This is a genomic window from Streptomyces sp. NPDC059994 (assembly GCF_042737755.1).
Taxonomy (GTDB): Bacteria; Actinomycetota; Actinomycetes; order Streptomycetales; family Streptomycetaceae; genus Streptomyces.
In genome coordinates this window covers 1-16,069 of the sequence record NZ_JBHWUR010000150.1, presented here as the reverse complement: position 1 = coordinate 16,069, position 16,069 = coordinate 1, and the positions used below count along the sequence as shown (strand labels likewise).

13 protein-coding genes are annotated in these 16,069 nt (G+C 72.0%); 7 read left to right on the top strand and 6 right to left on the bottom strand.

Annotated elements, in window-relative coordinates:
* The first annotated feature begins 490 nt into the window (after window positions 1–490).
* Entirely contained in the window at window positions 491–1,663 is a 1,173-nt protein-coding gene (locus ACFWA7_RS37310; protein WP_385827562.1) for a serine hydrolase domain-containing protein, read from the top strand.
* A 3-nt stretch (window positions 1,664–1,666) separates the two neighbouring features.
* Here the strand turns inward: ACFWA7_RS37310 and ACFWA7_RS37305 are convergent, their stop codons facing one another.
* The 3 genes from ACFWA7_RS37305 to ACFWA7_RS37295 are packed head-to-tail and all read right to left on the bottom strand — an operon-like array spanning window position 1,667 to window position 4,261.
* A complete protein-coding gene (locus ACFWA7_RS37305; protein ID WP_385548561.1) occupies window positions 1,667–2,440 on the bottom strand; it encodes an energy-coupling factor ABC transporter ATP-binding protein in 774 nt (257 codons plus the stop codon).
* The gene (gene cbiQ, locus ACFWA7_RS37300) at window positions 2,437–3,198 is read right to left on the bottom strand and encodes a cobalt ECF transporter T component CbiQ (RefSeq protein WP_385548565.1); all 762 of its coding nucleotides are present in this window, start codon (window positions 3,196–3,198) and stop codon (window positions 2,437–2,439) included. Before cbiQ ends, ACFWA7_RS37305 begins: the two co-directional genes overlap by 4 nt.
* A gap of 1 nt (window position 3,199) precedes the next feature.
* Complete coding sequence (locus ACFWA7_RS37295; RefSeq protein ID WP_385548568.1) at window positions 3,200–4,261, bottom strand: energy-coupling factor ABC transporter permease; 1,062 nt, start codon at window positions 4,259–4,261, stop codon at window positions 3,200–3,202.
* A 211-nt stretch (window positions 4,262–4,472) separates the two neighbouring features.
* On the opposite strand from ACFWA7_RS37295, the gene ACFWA7_RS37290 reads away from it, so the two are divergent.
* Complete coding sequence (locus tag ACFWA7_RS37290; RefSeq protein WP_385548571.1) at window positions 4,473–4,823, top strand: SsgA family sporulation/cell division regulator; 351 nt, start codon at window positions 4,473–4,475, stop codon at window positions 4,821–4,823.
* A gap of 95 nt (window positions 4,824–4,918) precedes the next feature.
* On the opposite strand, the gene ACFWA7_RS37285 is transcribed toward ACFWA7_RS37290, so the two are convergent.
* Together ACFWA7_RS37285 and ACFWA7_RS37280 are read right to left on the bottom strand one after the other, a co-directional pair.
* Entirely contained in the window at window positions 4,919–7,138 is a 2,220-nt protein-coding gene (locus ACFWA7_RS37285; RefSeq protein ID WP_385548574.1) for an MMPL family transporter, read from the bottom strand.
* 97 nt (window positions 7,139–7,235) lie between these two features.
* Window positions 7,236–7,811 (bottom strand): TetR/AcrR family transcriptional regulator, encoded by a 576-nt coding sequence (locus tag ACFWA7_RS37280; RefSeq protein ID WP_385548577.1) that lies wholly within the window; start codon window positions 7,809–7,811, stop codon window positions 7,236–7,238.
* A gap of 153 nt (window positions 7,812–7,964) precedes the next feature.
* On the opposite strand from ACFWA7_RS37280, the gene ACFWA7_RS37275 reads away from it, so the two are divergent.
* On the top strand, window positions 7,965–11,252 hold the full coding sequence (locus ACFWA7_RS37275) for a S41 family peptidase (RefSeq protein WP_385548579.1): 3,288 nt from the start codon (window positions 7,965–7,967) through the stop codon (window positions 11,250–11,252).
* 219 nt (window positions 11,253–11,471) lie between these two features.
* Here ACFWA7_RS37275 and ACFWA7_RS37270 read toward each other — a convergent pair whose 3' ends face one another.
* A complete protein-coding gene (locus ACFWA7_RS37270) occupies window positions 11,472–12,092 on the bottom strand; it encodes a MerR family transcriptional regulator (RefSeq protein WP_385548594.1) in 621 nt (206 codons plus the stop codon).
* A gap of 224 nt (window positions 12,093–12,316) precedes the next feature.
* Here ACFWA7_RS37270 and ACFWA7_RS37265 point away from each other — a divergent pair, with 224 nt between their 5' ends.
* The 4 genes from ACFWA7_RS37265 (at window position 12,317) to ACFWA7_RS37250 (ending at window position 16,018) form a co-directional block, all read left to right on the top strand.
* Window positions 12,317–13,894 carry a flavin-containing monooxygenase gene (locus ACFWA7_RS37265; RefSeq protein WP_385548582.1) on the top strand — a complete coding sequence of 526 codons (1,578 nt, stop codon included), beginning with the start codon at window positions 12,317–12,319 and terminating at the stop codon, window positions 13,892–13,894.
* A complete protein-coding gene (locus tag ACFWA7_RS37260) occupies window positions 13,891–14,829 on the top strand; it encodes an alpha/beta fold hydrolase (protein ID WP_385827560.1) in 939 nt (312 codons plus the stop codon). Before ACFWA7_RS37265 ends, ACFWA7_RS37260 begins: the two co-directional genes overlap by 4 nt.
* Window positions 14,826–15,713, top strand: a complete 888-nt coding sequence (locus tag ACFWA7_RS37255) for an SDR family oxidoreductase (protein ID WP_385827558.1) — start codon at window positions 14,826–14,828, stop codon at window positions 15,711–15,713. The genes ACFWA7_RS37260 and ACFWA7_RS37255 overlap by 4 nt, the downstream gene beginning before the upstream one ends.
* Window positions 15,714–15,823: 110 nt before the next feature.
* Window positions 15,824–16,018 (top strand): hypothetical protein, encoded by a 195-nt coding sequence (locus ACFWA7_RS37250; protein WP_385548591.1) that lies wholly within the window; start codon window positions 15,824–15,826, stop codon window positions 16,016–16,018.
* Window positions 16,019–16,069: the final 51 nt, after the last annotated feature.

Here is a 16,069-nt window from a genome sequence, read left to right as displayed (position 1 = left end):
GGGGGGGGGGGGGTGGCGGCGGGGGCCCCGGGGGCTACGCCCCCGGACCCCCGGGCGGGGCTGCGCCCCTGCACCCCACTACTGGGGCTTCGCCCCGGACCCCGCTTCGGGGCTTCGCCCCGGACCCCGTTCGTCTGCGGGCTGTGGGGGGGCTGGTCGCGCAGTTCCCCGCGCCCCTAAGGGGGCAGGGGCACCCCACTCCGCAAAGGCCGGAGGGGCTGTAGGTGCCGGTCTTCAGGGGCGCGGGGAACTGCGCGAGCAACCACAGCGGACCCGCAGACAAACACCGGGCCCAAAGGGGCGCGGGGAACTGCGCGACCAGCCCCCACCGAACCCGCAGTCAAAAACGGGGCCCGGGGCGAAGCCCCGAGCGGGGTGCGGGGCCGCAGGCACCGCTCAGGGGTCCGGGGGTCGAGGCCCCCGGGGAAGAATCCCCCCACCCCACCACGTTCAATGGACCGGGTGCGTCACCAGAGGCGCCGCCGGAAAAATGGGAGCGGGCGTGAGTGACGTGCAGGGCTCGGTGGACCCGGGGTACGAACCGGTCAGGGACGCCTTCGTCCGTAACTTCACCCACCGCGGAGACCACGGCGCCGCCGTCGCCGTGTACCGGGACGGGCGGAAGGTCGTCGACCTGTGGGGCGGGACCAAGGACGTCGACGGCCAGGCGCCCTGGGCTATCGACACCGCCCAGATCGTCCGCTCGGCCACCAAGGGCATAGCCGCCGCCGTCCCCCTCCTCCTCCACCAGCGCGGCCAGTTGGACCTGGACGCGCCCGTGGCCACGTACTGGCCCGGGTTCAAGGCGAAGGGCAAGGAGCGCACCCTCGTCCGGCACCTCCTCTCGCACCGCGCCGGAGTCCCCGCCCTCGACCGGCCCCTCACCCCCGCCGAGGCCGCCGACGGCGAGTCGGGACCGGCCGCGGTCGCCGCGCAGGCGCCGTTCTGGGAGCCGGGGTCCGGGCACGGGTACCACGCCCAGACGTACAGCTGGCTCCTCGGCGAGCTCGTCCGCCGCGTCACCGGCCGCACCCTCGGCCGCTGGGTCGCGGAGGAGATCGCCCGGCCGCTCGGGGCCGACTTCTGGATCGGGCTGCCGCAGGACGAGGCAGGGAGGGTGGGGCGCGTGGGACCGACGGAGGCGCCCCACCTCCCCGGGGCCATCGCCCTGCGGCCCAAGCGCGCCGTCTCCGCCGCGTACGAGGACCCCGCCTCCCTCACCCGCCGCGCCTTCGGCGCCATCGACCCGCTGCCGGACGAGAACGACCCCGCCTACCGCGCCGCCGAACTCGCCGCCTCCGCCGGTATATCCACCGCCCGCGGCCTCGCCCGCTTCTACGCGGCGGCCATCGGCGAGGTGGACGGGCGCCGCCTCTTCGCCCCGGCGACGGTCGCGCTGGCCCGTACCGAGGAGTCCGCGGGCCCGGACCGGGTCCTGGTCGTCAACACCCGCTTCGGACTCGGCTTCATGCTGCACGGCCCGGCGTGTCCGCTCCTGGGCCCCGGCTCGTTCGGGCACCCGGGCCGCGGCGGCTCGCTCGGCTTCGCCGACCCGGAGTCGGGCATCGCCTTCGGCTATGTCACCAACGGCCTCCAGAAGGGCGTCACCGCCGACCCGCGCGCCCAGGCCCTGGTGCGCGCGGTCCGCGAGGCGGTCGGGTAGCGGTTACGCCTTCGCCGCCGCCGTCCTCGGGTCGAAGCCGAACGGCAGCTCCAGGCGGTGCGTGCGCATCAGTTCGTCGTCCGACAGGACGTCCGCCGTCTTGCCGTCCGCCGCGATCGTCCCGCCGCTGAGGATCACGGACCGGCCGCACAGCTCCAGCGCGTACGGCAGGTCGTGCGTGACCATCAGTACGGTGACGTCCAGCGCCCGCAGGATGTCGGCCAGTTCGCGCCTGGACGCCGGGTCCAGGTTCGACGACGGCTCGTCCAGGACCAGGATCTCCGGCTCCATCGCGAGCACGGTCGCCACCGCGACCCGGCGGCGCTGGCCGAAGGAGAGATGGTGCGGGGGCCGGTCCGCGTACTCCGCCATCCCCACCCGCTCCAGCGCCTTGTGCACCCGCGCCTCCAGCTCCGCCCCGCGCATCCCCGACGCGGCCGGCCCGAACGCCACGTCCTCGCGGACCGTGGGCATGAAGAGCTGGTCGTCGGGGTCCTGGAAGACGATGCCGACCCGGCGCCGGATCTCGGCCAGGTTCCGCTTCTCCACGGGGAGCCCGGCCACCGTCACCGAGCCCGCGCCGCCGGTCAGGATGCCGTTGAGGTGCAGGACCAGGGTCGTCTTGCCCGCGCCGTTGGGGCCGAGCAGCGCGACCCGCTCGCCGCGCCCCACCGTCAGGTCGACGCCGAACAGGGCCTGGTGGCCGTCGGGGTAGGCGAAGGCGAGCCCGCTCACGTGCAGCGAAGCGGGCGCGGAGGAAGTTGCAGATGTGTTCACAGGGTCCACCCCAAGAGACAGATGACCAGAGCCGACGCGGGGAGCACCGCCGCGTAACGCCATTGCGCGCCGGTCGCCGTCACATCGTCGATGACCGGCATCGAACCCGCGTAACCACGGCTGACCATGGCCAGATGTACGCGCTCACCGCGCTCGTACGAGCGGATGAACAGCGCGCCCGCCGACTTGGCGAGGACGCTCCAGGCCCGCAGGCCCTTCGCCTCGAAGCCGCGCGAGCGGCGGGCGATCGACATCCGGCGCATCTCGTCCGTGATCACATCGCCGTAGCGGATCATGAACGACGCGATCTGGACCAGGAGCGACGGGAGTCTGAGCCGCTGGAGGCCGAGGAGCAGCGCCCGCAGGTCCGTGGTGGAGGCCAGGATCACCGAGGCGGCGACCCCGAGCGTGCCCTTGGCCAGTACGTTCCACGCGCCCCACAGCCCGTTCTCGCTCATCGACAGGCCGAGCACGTGCACCTGCTCGCCCGGCACCACGAACGGCATCAGCACGGCGAACGCCACGAACGGCACCTCGATCAGCAGGCGCTTGAGCAGGAAGCCCACCGGGATCCTGGCCGCGCCCGCCACCGTGCCGATCAGCACCGCGTACAGACCGAAGGCCCAGATCGCCTCGCGCGGGGTCGAGACGACCACGATCACGAAGAGGAAGACGGCCGCGATCTTGCAGTGCGGGGGCAGGTCGTGGACCGGCGAGACGGCCTGCCGGTACATCTTGTGCGTGTGGCCCGCGCCCATGTCAGACCTTCTCCGTCCGGGGCACGGCGGTGGGTGTGGCCTCGGCCGCGGCGGCGCCGCGGCGGCGCACCACCCAGAAGATCCCGCTGCCGACGCCGACCGTCACCGCGACTCCGGTCATGCCCGCGAGGCCGGTGGCGAGGCGGTCGTTGCCGATGTCCTTGACCGAGTAGCCCGCGAGCAGCGAGCCCTCGGTGGCGTGCTTCTTCTCCTGGGTGTCGATGCCCTTGTCGTGGGCCACCTTCTCCAGGCCGTCGGGCGAGGCGGACGCGTAGAAGGAGAAGAATCCCGCCAGCAGGAGGGCCGCGACGACGAACGCGGCGCGGACCTTGTGCGTGGAGCGCGCCGCGTCGGGTACGGGCTCGGGAGCGTGGGCGTCGACCAGTTCGCCGCCCACGCGGAGCTTCAGCGGGGCGTGCAGTCCGCGGGCCCCGTGGACGAGGTCGGGCCGTACGGCGATGACCGCGCCCACGGTGAGCGCCGTGATCGCGGCCTCGCCGATGCCGATCAGGATGTGCACGCCGACCATCGCGGTGAGCACCTTGCCGATGGGGACGTCGGTGGTGCCGCCGACCGAGTAGATCGCGGTGAAGGCGAGGGCGGCGGCCGGGACGGAGAGGAGGGCGGCGACGAAGGTGGCCGCGGTGATGGAGCCCCGCCTGCGGGGCAGCACCTTCACCAGGCCGCGGAAGACGGTGTACGCCACGACCGTCGTCACGATCGCCATGTCGGTGATGTTGACGCCGAGCGCGGTGAGGCCGCCGTCGGCGAAAAGGATGCCCTGCATGAGGAGTACGACGGAGACACAGAGGACGCCGGTGTACGGACCGACGAGTATCGCCGCGAGCGCCCCGCCGAGCAGATGGCCGCTGGTGCCGGCCGCCACGGGGAAGTTCAGCATCTGCACGGCGAAGATGAACGCCGCGACCAGACCCGCGAGCGGGGCCGTCTTCTCGTCGAGTTCACGTCGGGCCCCGCGCAGGCTGACCGCGATGGCGGCCGCCGCGCCTACTCCGGCTATCGCGGAGACGGGGGCGTTGATGAATCCGTCCGGGACATGCATGGGTGGTCTCCGCTGGGGCCTGGATGGCTGGAACCATTCGACTGAACCGCTCGATGATAGTCGTGCACCTGCGAACGGCTTGCAAGAGCGCGTGAGTGAGATTTACGAACCGTTCCCACGCCCGGCACGCCCCCCAAAATATGCGACATTTGATGACAAAGAACATGAACAGCTATGCGGAGCCAGGCAGAGCCAGCGTGAGGAGCGACTGATGTCCCCCGCCGTCGAGGAACACGCCCGCGCGAGGATCGTCTCGGACGCCCCGCACCACCGCGCCGTTCCGGTCGCCCTGCGCTACGACCCGGCCGAAGACCCGCTGACCGTGCGCTTCGAGTTCCCCGGGGGCAACGAGTGGGTCTTCCCGCGCACGTTGCTGGAGGCCGGGCTCCGCGGTCCCGCCCGCCGCGGCGACATCGTCGTCTGGCCGTGCGGCCGGGCCCAGACCGTCCTGGAGTTCCACTCCCCGGACGGCGTCGCGGTGGTCCAGTTCGACAGCTCTCCCCTGGTCCGCTTTCTGCGGCATACGTACAGCGTGACGCCCGCGCCGAGCGGACGGGCCTAATCGCCCCGGCGTAGCCGGACGTACGCAACGAAAGAGCCGGCCCCTACGCGTGATGCGTAGGGGCCGGCTCGGCGTTACGGGTGACGGGTGACGGGTCAGACGCGCGCGAGCTCGCGGTCGTCGTCGCCGTCGGACGCCTTCGCCGCGTGGGCCTTCAGGCCCTCACCCTCGACGTCGACGTTGGGCAGGATCCTGTCGAGCCAGCCCGGCAGCCACCAGGCCTTCGACCCGAGCAGCGCGAGCACCGCGGGGACGATCGCCATACGGACCACGAAGGCGTCGAAGAAGACCGCGATCGCGAGGGCGAAGCCGATCATCTTGATCATCTGGTCGCTGGCCCCGATGAAGCCGGAGAAGACCGCGATCATGATCACCGCGGCGGCCGTGACCACCCGGGCGCCGTGCCGGAAACCGGTCACGATCGCCTGGCCGGGACGCTCGCCGTGGACGTACGCCTCGCGCATCCGGGTGACGAGGAAGACCTCGTAGTCCATGGCCAGACCGAAGACCACTCCGACCATGAAGATCGGCATCATCGACATGATCGGGCCGGGGTTCTCCACCCCGAAGAGCCCGCCGAGCCAGCCCCACTGGAAGACCGCGACGACCGCGCCGAGGGCGGCGACCACCGAGAGCAGGAAGCCGAGGGCCGCCTTCAGCGGAACCAGGATCGAGCGGAAGACCACCATCAGGAGCAGGAAGGCCAGGCCCACCACGAGCGCCAGATAGGGCAGCAGGGCGTCGTTCATGCGCTGCGAGAAGTCGATGTTCATCGCGGTCGCGCCGGTGACCAGGACCTCGGCCTTGGTCTCGGACTTGATGTCCTTGCCCGCGTCCCGGATCGAGTGGACCAGGTCCTCGGTGTCCGTGGAGGACGGCTTGGACTTCGGGATCACCGTGATGGTCGCGGTGTCGCCCTCCTTGTTGAGGACGGGCGCCATGACCTCGGCGACGTTCGGCAGCTTCTTGATGGTGTCCGCGGTGCGGTCGGCCGCGGCCTTGGCACCGCCGGCCTTGGCGCCGTCCACGACGATCATCAGCGGGCCGTTGAAGCCCGGGCCGAAGCCGTCGGAGAGCGAGTCGTAGGCGCGGCGCTGGGTCGTCGACGTCGGCTGCGAGCCGTCGTCGGGCAGACCCATCTCCAGGGAGGCGGCCGGGACGGCGACGACGCCGAGCCCGATCACACCGGCGAGCAGCACCCAGACGGGCTTGCGCAGTACGAGGCTGGACCAGCGGGTGCCCATGTTCGGCTTGGCCTCGGCGGGCGAGGGGACCGTGCCGGCGTCCATCGCCTTGCGGGTGCGGCGGCCGAAGACGCGCTTGCCCGTGAAACCGAGCACCGCCGGGATCAGGGTGAGTGCGATGAGGACCGCGATCACGACCGTACCGGCCGCGGCCACGCCCATCTTGGTGAGCATCGGGATGTTGACGACCGCGAGGCCGCACAGGGCGATGACGACGGTCAGACCGGCGAAGACGACCGCGGAACCGGCGGTTCCGACGGCCCTGCCTATCGCTTCCTCGCGGTCCCGGCCCTCGCGGAGCTCGGCCCGGTAGCGCGAGACGATGAAGAGCGCGTAGTCGATGCCGACCGCGAGGCCGATCATCGAGGCCAGCGTCGAGGTGGTGTTGCCGAGGTCCAGGACGTTGGCGAGCGCGGTGATGGTCGAGACGCCGATGCCGACGCCGATGATGGCGGTGACCAGCGGAAGCCCGGCCGCGATCAGCGAGCCGAAGGTGATCATCAGCACGATGCCGGCGATCACCACGCCGATGATCTCGCCGGAGCCCGTCTCGGGATTGGCCTGGAGCGCGTCACCGCCGATCTCGACGGTGAGCCCGGCCTTCTCGGCGGCCTTGCCGGAGTCCTCCAGCGACTTGCGGTCGCTGTCCTCCAGGGCCATGCCGTTGACCTTGTACTTCACCGATATGTACGCGGTCGAGCGGTCCTTGGAGACGGCGTTGGCCTCATACGGGCTGGTGACCGAGGAGACCTGGTCGGAGCCCTTGGGCAGGTCGGCGACGACCTTGTCGACCTGGGTCTTGCTGCCCGGGTCGTCCATGGTCTTGCCGGCCGGGGCCTTGAAGACTATTCGGGCGGTGGCGCCGTCGGCGCTGCCCCCCGGGAAGCGCTTTTCGAGCAGGTCGAAGGCCTTCTGGGCCTCCGTTCCCGGCATCGAGAAGGAGCTGGCGGAAGGAGAGGATGCGGACGCGGCGCCGAATCCGGCGAGGAACAGCAGCGCCACCCACACCAGGGCGACATAGCGGCGGCGCCGGAAGGCGAACCTGCCGAGTCGGTAGAGGAACGTGGCCACGAGGGCGTACTCCCGGTCGGGTCGATGGAAACAGGGCGTGGATAACCAGCCCGACGACGAGAGCGGCGTACGTCAGGTGGGGCAGGTTGGTGGGGAGCTAGACGGGATCGCCGAGGGCGGGGAGGACCACGGCGTCGATGTAGTTTCCGAGGAAGGCCTTGTCCACCGGCTTGTCCTCGACGAGCTGCCGGGCGACGAAGGCGCCGACCAGCATGTGTACGACGTAGGGGATCGCGGGACAGTCCGCGCGGACCTCCCCGCGTTCCACCGCGCGCCGCAGCACCTGGTCGAGGCCGGTGATCTCCGGCTCGATCAGCACTTCGCGCAGCGCCTGGTGGAGGTCCGGGTTGTCATGGACGGCGCGCATCAGGCCCCGCATCAGCGCGGAGTCCTTCTCCAGCTTGCAGTCGTCCTCAAGACCGACCAGCTCGTGGAAGTCGCGGCGCAGCGAGCCGGTGTCGATCTGGTGGAGACCGACCGGCTTGTTGTGCCGCAGCGCCCGCGCGACCAGCTCCGGCTTGTTCCCCCACTGACGGTAGAGGGTGGCCTTGCTGGAGCGGGTACGGGCGGCGACGGCGTCCATCGTCAGGGCGTCGTAGCCGACCTCGCGCAGCAGGTCGAGCACCGACTCGTACAGCTCTGCCTCACGTTCGGCCGTGAGCCTGCTTGCCATTCCTCGACCTCCCATCCGAACGAAACGGTTTCGTACTCGTTCGAAGATATCGCTCCGGCTGAGCGAAACGAAATCGTTTCGCTTGTGTTCTGTGCCACAACTGACAGGGCTCCATAAGTTGCCGCACCCCCGTCGCGCGGAAAGCATTGACGAGTGAGCGACGCACGCGAGGACGACCAGCAGCCGGCGCCCGTGACCGAGGGCGCATACCTCCGCTTCCCGCATCTGCACGACGACTTGATCTGCTTCGCCGCCGAGGACGACCTGTGGGTCGCGCCCCTGGTCCCAGCCGGCCACAGCCCGTCGCGGGCCTGGCGGGTCACCGTCGACCGCACCAAGGTCAGCCATCCCCGGTTCTCCCCCGACGGGAAACAGATCGCGTACACGACCTGGCGCAGCCTGGACCCGGAGATCCACCTGGCCCCCGTGGGCGGCGGCCCGGCCCGGCGGCTGACCTACTGGGGCTCCACCGACACCCGGGTCTGCGGCTGGACCCCCGACGGCCACATCCTGGCCGTCTCCTCCCACGGCCAGCCCTTCTCGTACTTCTCCTGGGCCTACAGCGTCCCCGCCGACGGCTCCCCCGGCGGGCGGCTGCCCTGGGGCCCGGTCTCGGACATCGCGGTCACCGACCTCGACGGCGAGCGCCGCACCCTGCTGCTCACCGGCAAGCCGCCGCACGAGCCCGCCGCCTGGAAGCGCTACCGGGGCGGCGCCATGGGCCGGCTGTGGCTGCACGGCGAGCGGCTGCTCCCGGACATCGGCGGCCATCTCGACTCGGTGATGTTCGTGGCGGACCGCATCGCGTTCCTCTCCGACCACGAGGGCGTCGGCAACCTCTACTCCTGTCTGCCCGACGGCTCCGGCCTGCGCCGCCACACCGACCACGACGAGTACTACGCCCGGCACGCCTCCTCGGACGGGCACCGGGTGGTCTACCAGTGCGCGGGCGACCTGTGGATCGTCGACGCCCTCACCCCCGGCTCGGCCCCGCGCCGTCTGGACGTGCGCCTGGGCGGCCCGCGCGCCGGACGGCGTACGTACCAGGTGCCCGCCGCCAGCCACGTGGACGCGCTCTCGGTCGACGCCACGGGCCGGGCCAGCGCGGTCGTGGTGCGCGGCAGCCTGTACTGGCTGACCCACCGCGACGGCCCGGCCCGCACGATCACCGACACCGCGGGCGTACGGGTCCGCCTGCCCGAGATGCTCGGCACCGGCGGCCAGGTGGCATACGTGACGGACGCGGACGGCGAGGACGCGGTGGAGATCGCCTACCTGCCCCGGGCCAGCGGCGAGCGCGAGCCGAGGCGGCTGGCCTCCGGCGAGCTCGGCCGGGTCCAGGAGCTGCTCTCCGACCCGGAGGGCGAACGCCTGGCGATCGCCTCGCACGACGGCCGGCTGCTGCTGATCGACGCCACCGAGGAGTCCAACGGCGAGGCCACCGAACTGATCCGCTCGATCAACGGACCCGTCCGCGACCTGGCGTTCTCGCCGGACGGCTGCTGGCTGACCTGGTCCCACCCGGGCATCGGCCGCTCGCTGCGCCAGATCAAGATGGCCCGGATCTCCGGGCCGGGCGCGCGGGTCATCGTGGATGTCACCAACGGCCGCTTCGAGGACGAGAACCCGGTGTTCACCCGGGACGGCCGCTATCTCGCCTTCCTCTCCTGGCGCGGCTTCGACCCGGTCTACGACGTCCACACCGGCGACCTCTCCTTCCCGCTCGGCTGCCGCCCGTATCTGGTGCCGCTCTCCTCGGCCACCCCTTCCCCCTTCGCGCTGCTGCCCGACGGGCGCCCGGCCGCGGGCGGGCTCGACCCGCTGGACGACTCGGGCGACGGCACGGTGACGGTCGAGGTGGAGGGCCTGGAGAGCAGGGTGACGCCGTTCCCGGTGGCGGCCTCCAAGTACTCGGCGCTGAACCCGGTGTCCGGCGGCGGGCTGGTGTGGCTGCGCTGGCCGATCTCGGGCGCGCTGGGCGAGACCTTCGCCAACCCGGCGGACACCTCGGGCCGCCCGACCCTGGAGCACTTCGACATCATCAAGGCGCGCAAGACCGAACTCGTCGACCACCTCGACTGGTTCGCGGTGAGCGGCGACGGCAGCCGACTGGTGGTCGTCGACGAGGGCGAGCTGCGGGCCGTGCCCGCCACCGAGTCCGGCGACACCGACTCCACGGTCTACCTCGACCTGCGCCGCGTCCTCCACGAGGTCGACCCGCCCTCCGAGTGGCGCCAGGCGTACGACGAGGCGGGCCGGATCATCCGCGCGTACTTCTGGGAGCCGCAGATGTGCGGCATCGACTGGAAGGCGGTCCTCGACCAGTACCGCCCGCTGGTCGAACGGGTCGCCTCCCCCGACGAGTTCGCGGACCTGCTGCGCGAGGTCCTCGGCGAGCTGGGCACCTCGCACGCGTACGTCTCGGCCGCCCGCAGGAACGAGGGCCCGCCCCACTACCAGCGCCCCCAGGGCCTGCTCGGCGCCAACTTCGTCCACCGCGAGGACGGCTGGATGGTGCGGCGCATCCTGCCCGGCGACTCCTCCGACTCCAAGGCCCGCTCGCCGCTGGCCGGCACCGGCATCCGCGAGGGCGCGGTCCTCACCCATGTCGACGGCCGCCCGGTGGACCCGGTGGCGGGCCCGTACCCGCTGCTCGCGGGCTCGGGCGGCACGACCGTCGAGCTGACCTTCGAGCCCGCCGAGGGCGAGGGCCGCTCGCGCCGGGTCGCGGTGGTCCCGCTGGTGGACGAGCGCCCGCTGCGCTACCAGGACTGGGTGGCCAAGCGCCGTGCGGTGGTGCGGGAGCTGAGCGGCGAGAAGTGCGGCTATCTCCACATCCCGGACATGGGCGGCTCGGGCTGGGCCCAGTTCAACCGGGACCTGCGCCTGGAGATGTCCCGCCCGGCACTGATCGTCGACGTACGCGGCAACGCGGGCGGCCACATCAGCGAGCTGGTGATCGAGAAGCTCACCCGCAGGATCATCGGCTGGGACCTCACGCGCGACGCCCAGCCCGTCTCGTACGCCTCGAACGCCCCCAGGGGCCCGGTGGTGGCCCTGGCCGACGAGGCGACCTCCTCCGACGGCGACATGATCACCGCGGCCTTCCGCCTCCTCAGGCTCGGCCCGGTGGTCGGCCAGCGCACCTGGGGCGGCGTGGTCGGCATGACCGGCCGCCACACGCTGGGCGACGGCACGGTGATCACGGTGCCGATGAACGCGGCCTGGTTCGACAGGTACGAGTGGTCGATCGAGAACCACGGGGTCGAGCCGGACCTGGAGATCCTGCGCACCCCGCTGGACTGGGCGGAGGGCCGCCACGCCCAGCTGGACGACGCGGTCCAGCTGGCGCTGGATCTGCTGTCCGGTACGCCCGCGGCCACGCCGCCCGGGTATACGAACACTCCGGATCGGCGACGGCCGGAGCTCCCGCCGCGGTGATTCGTCTGCGGCTGGTCTGTGGCTGGTCGCGCAGTTCCCCGCGCCCCTGAGATGCGCCCCTCCGGGGCGCCCAAGGAATTGCCGCGCAGCGGCATTTCAGGGGCGCGGGGCTGTGACATGTGCGGCTCCGCCGCGATGGGGGTCCCCCCTGTTCGAGCGGAGCCGAGAACTTGGGGGAGCGACCAGCCACACGCGGCCCGCAGACAAATACCGCACCGCTCAGGACCCGTCCGCCAAACGGCGGTCCATCGCCAGGGACAGTTCCGCCTCGACCACGTGCTTGGCCAGCGGGCGCAGCCGGGCCAGGTCCTGGTCCGGGGCGTGGGTGTGGAGAAGGTCGACGAACAGGCGGGCCAGGGCGTCCGCGTGGGAGCGGACCTCGCGGCCCGCCGCCAGGACCGCGGCCAGCGGGACGCCCTCGCGGACGAGTGCGGCCGAGACGTCGAGCAGGCGGCGGCTGATGTGGACGATCTCCTCGCCGTCGACCGCGAGGTAGCCGAGGTCGAGGGCCGCCGCCAGGTTCTCCGGGGTCACCTGGCCCGCGAAGTGGTCCGCGAGGGCTTCGGGGGTGAGCCGGACCGGGGTCTCCTCGGTCGGCTCGACCAGGCCGAGCGCCTCGCCCGCGTCGCGGCCGGACTCGAACGCGGCGGTCAGGTCGGCGATGCCGGAGAGGGTGTGGCCGCGTTCGAGGAGCGCGGCGATGGTGTGCAGCCGGGCCAGGTGGTGGTCGTCGTACCAGGCGATGCGGCCCGCGCGGCGCGGCGGCGGGATGAGGCCGCGCTCGCGGTAGAACCGCAGGGTGCGCACGGTGATGCCGGCCTTGGCGGCCAGCTCCTCCATGCGGTACTCGCGGGGCGGGGCGGGGGTGTCGCCCCCGGGTGCGCTGCCGTCTCCTCCGTCTGCCACGCCCGCCAGCCTATGTTGTACCGCCAGTAACTTTCCCCGGCCGGACCCCTACCGCTCGGTATGCCGCTGCTCTACCCTCCCAACTGTGCCAGTGATTACTGGCAGAGTCGCGCGTCATGGAGACTCTCCGCACAGACGTCCTGCATGGAGGCGGTGGCATGGTCCAGCACGAGCGCGAGCCCGAGCACGTACGGGTGGCGGTGATCGGGTCCGGATTCGGCGGGCTCGGGGCCGCGGTCCGGCTGCGGCGGGAGGGGATCACCGACTTCGTCGTCCTGGAGCGGGCCGGGTCGGTCGGCGGGACCTGGCGGGACAACAGCTATCCCGGGTGCGCCTGCGACGTACCGTCCCATCTGTACTCGTTCTCCTTCGCGCCCAACCCGGACTGGCCGCGCACGTTCTCCGGGCAGGAGCACATCCGGGCCTATCTGGAGCACGTCGCCGACACCTTCCGGCTGCGCTCCCACATCCGCTTCGACCACGAAGTGACGATGATGCGGTGGGACGGCGAGCAGTTGTACTGGGTCGTCGAGTGCGCCAACGGCGCCACCCTCCACGCCGATGTCGTCGTCTCCGCGACCGGGCCGCTCTCCGACCCCAGGATGCCCGGGATCCCCGGCCTCGACGGCTTCCCCGGCAAGGTCTTCCACTCCGCCCGCTGGGACCACGACTACGACCTGCGCGGCAAGCGCGTCGCCATGATCGGGACCGGCGCCTCCGCGATCCAGATCGTCCCGGCCATCCAGCCGCAGGTCCGCAGCCTCACGCTCTTCCAGCGCACCCCGCCCTGGGTCATGCCGCGCGTGGACCGGGCGATCACCGCCCCCGAGCGCTGGCTGCACCGGCAGCTGCCGTTCACCGGGGCCGCCCGCCGCGGACTGCTGTGGGGCATCCGGGAGTTGCAGGTCAGCGCGTTCACCAAGCGGCCGGGCGAGCTCGGGCTCGTCGAGTCGCTGGCCAAGCGGAACATGGCCCGGGCCATCAAGGACCCGGCCCTGCGCGCCAAGCTGACGCCGGACTACCGGATCGGCTGCAAGCGGATCCTGCTGTCGAGCGCGTACTACCCGACGCTCGCCCGGCCCAATGTGGACGTCATCGCCTCCGGGCTCAGCGAGGTGCGCGGCTCCACGCTCGTCGCCGCCGACGGGACCGAGACCGAGGTCGACGCGATCATCTTCGGTACCGGCTTCCACGTCACCGACATGCCGATCGCCGACCGCGTCGTCGGCGCGGACGGGCGCACGCTCGCGGAGACGTGGAAGGGCGGCATGGAGTCGCTGCGCGGCGCCACCGCCGCCGGGTTCCCCAACTGGATGACGATCATCGGGCCCAACACCGGTCTCGGGAACTCCTCGATGATCCTGATGATCGAGTCCCAGCTCAGCTATATGGCCGACTATCTGCGGCAGTTGGACGTCCTCGGGGGCCGCGTCGCGCTCGCCGCCCGGCCGTCCGCCGTGGGCGCCTGGAACCGGCGCGTCCAGGAGCGCATGAAGCGGACCGTGTGGAACACCGGCGGCTGCACCAGCTGGTACCTGGACGCCGGCGGGCGCAACACCACCATCTGGCCCGGCACGACCGGCGAGTTCCGCAAGGAGACCCGCGAGGTAGACCTCGGGGAGTACGAGGTGGTCCGCGCCCGGGCCGCCGAGCCCGCCCCGGCGGCGCCGAAGCCCCGCAAGGGCCGCAAGGCGTCCGGTGCCGGTGCCGGTGCCCCCGAGGCGGTGGCCTCATGAGCCGCACGAGCTCCCCGCGCCGCCCCGCGCACGTCACCTCGGGCCCCTTCGCCCCGCCCGCCCCCTCCCGTACGCTCACCGCCGTCTCCGCCGACGGCGCCCGGCTGCATGTCGAGGTGCACGGTCCCGAGGGTGCCCCGGCCGTCGTCCTCGCACACGGCTGGACCTGCTCGACCGCCTTCTGGGCCGCGCAGATACACGCGCTGGCCGAGGACCACCGGGTCGTCGTCTACGACCAGCGCGGCCACGGCCGTACGGCCGCGAGCGCCGTCTGCTCCGCCGACGCGCTCGCCGACGACCTGGAAGCGGTGCTCGCCGCGACGCTCGCGCCGGGCGAGCAGGCGGTGCTCGCCGGGCACTCCATGGGCGGCATGACGCTGATGGCCGCCGCCCGGCGCCCGGGGCTGCGCGAGCACGCGGCGGCGGTGCTGCTCTGCTCCACGGGCAGCTCGCAGCTGGTCGCCGAGTCGCTGGTGGTGCCGCTGCGGCCGGGCCGGCTGCGCACCCGGCTGACCGGCGCCGTCCTCGGCTCGAAGGCCCCGCTCGGGCCGGTCACGCCGGTGGCCAAGAAGATCCTGCGGTACGCGACGATGGGCCCGGGGGCCGCGCCGGACCGGATCGAGGCGTGCGCCAGGATCGTGCACGGCTGCGGCCGGGGACCCCGTTACGCCTGGTCGCAGGTCCTTGCGGAGCTCGAAATCGACGCCCTGGTAAGGGAGTTGAGAGTGCCCACCGCCGTGGTGGCGGGAACGGCCGACCGGCTCACCCCGCCGGTGCACGCCCGGCGGATCGCGGCCGCGCTGCCCGTCTGCGTGGGGCTCACCGAGCTCACCGGCATCGGGCACATGACCCCGGTGGAGGCCCCGGAGGTCGTCACGGAAGGCATCCGTGAACTGGTTCGTACGTATGTGACGGTCGAGGAGGACGTGGCATGAGCAGGGTGAGCCTGGAGGGGCAGGTCGCGGTCGTCACGGGCGCGGCCCGGGGCGTCGGCGAGCTGCTGGCGCGCAAACTGTCGGCGCGCGGCGCCAAGGTGGCCCTGGTCGGCCTGGAGCCGGACGAGCTGAAGCGGGTGGCCGCGCGGCTGCACACCGAGGCGCAGACGTGGTTCGCGGACGTCACCGACCACGAGGCGATGGCGCGGGTCGCACAGGAGATCAAGCAGCGGTTCGGCAAGGTCGACATCGTGGTCGCCAACGCGGGCGTCGCCTCGGGCGGGCCGTTCGTGGACTCCGACCCGGACGCGTGGCGGCGGGTCATCGAGGTGAACCTGATCGGCGGCGCGGTCACGGCGCGGGCCTTCCTGCCCGTACTGATGGAGAGCCGTGGCTACTTCCTCCAGATCGCCTCGCTCGCCGCGATCACCCCGGCGCCGATGATGACGGCGTACTGCGCGTCCAAGTCGGGCGTGGAGGCCTTCGCGCACAGCCTGCGGGCCGAGGTGGGCTACAAGGGCGTACGGGTCGGGGTCGGGTATCTGTCCTGGACCGACACGGACATGGTGCGCGGCGCGGACCAGGACGACGTGATGCGCGAGCTGCGCCAACGGCTGCCGTGGCCGTCCAACCGCACCTATCCGCTGGGCCCGGCCGTCGACCGGATCGTGGCCGGCATCGAGCGCCGCTCCTCGCATGTGTACGCGCAGTGGTGGCTGCGGGGGATGCAGTCGGTGCGCGGCTATCTGCCCGCGGTCATCGGGGCCGTGGGCCAGCGCGAGATGCGGCGCTTCGAGCCCCGCCTCGCGGGCGTCGGGCGCGGACTCGTGGGCGCGGGCGGGGCCGCCGACGAGCAGGAACGCACGCTCCGTGACCTTCCGTAACTGATCGAAATGCGCGGTATGTCCAGCCGTGTCACGCTGGTCGAGGCCCGGGGGAGCCGTGGGAACAGCCCCGGCACCCGGCCCCTCATACCCCTTCAGGAGTGAACTCGATGGGCACCAAGGACCAGTTCCAGGACAAGGCGAAGCAGGCCCAGCAGAAGGGCCAGCAGGCGATGAGCTCGAAGAAGGACCAGCAGCAGGAGCGCTCGCGGCAGGCTCAGCAGAAGGGCCAGCAGAACCCGGACGAGGCGCAGCGGGCCTCGCAGGAGCAGCAGGACAAGTTCGACATGGACTACGACGCCTGACGCTTCGCGCTCTGCGCGCGTACGAAGCGGCGCACCCGGGTTGCCCGGGTG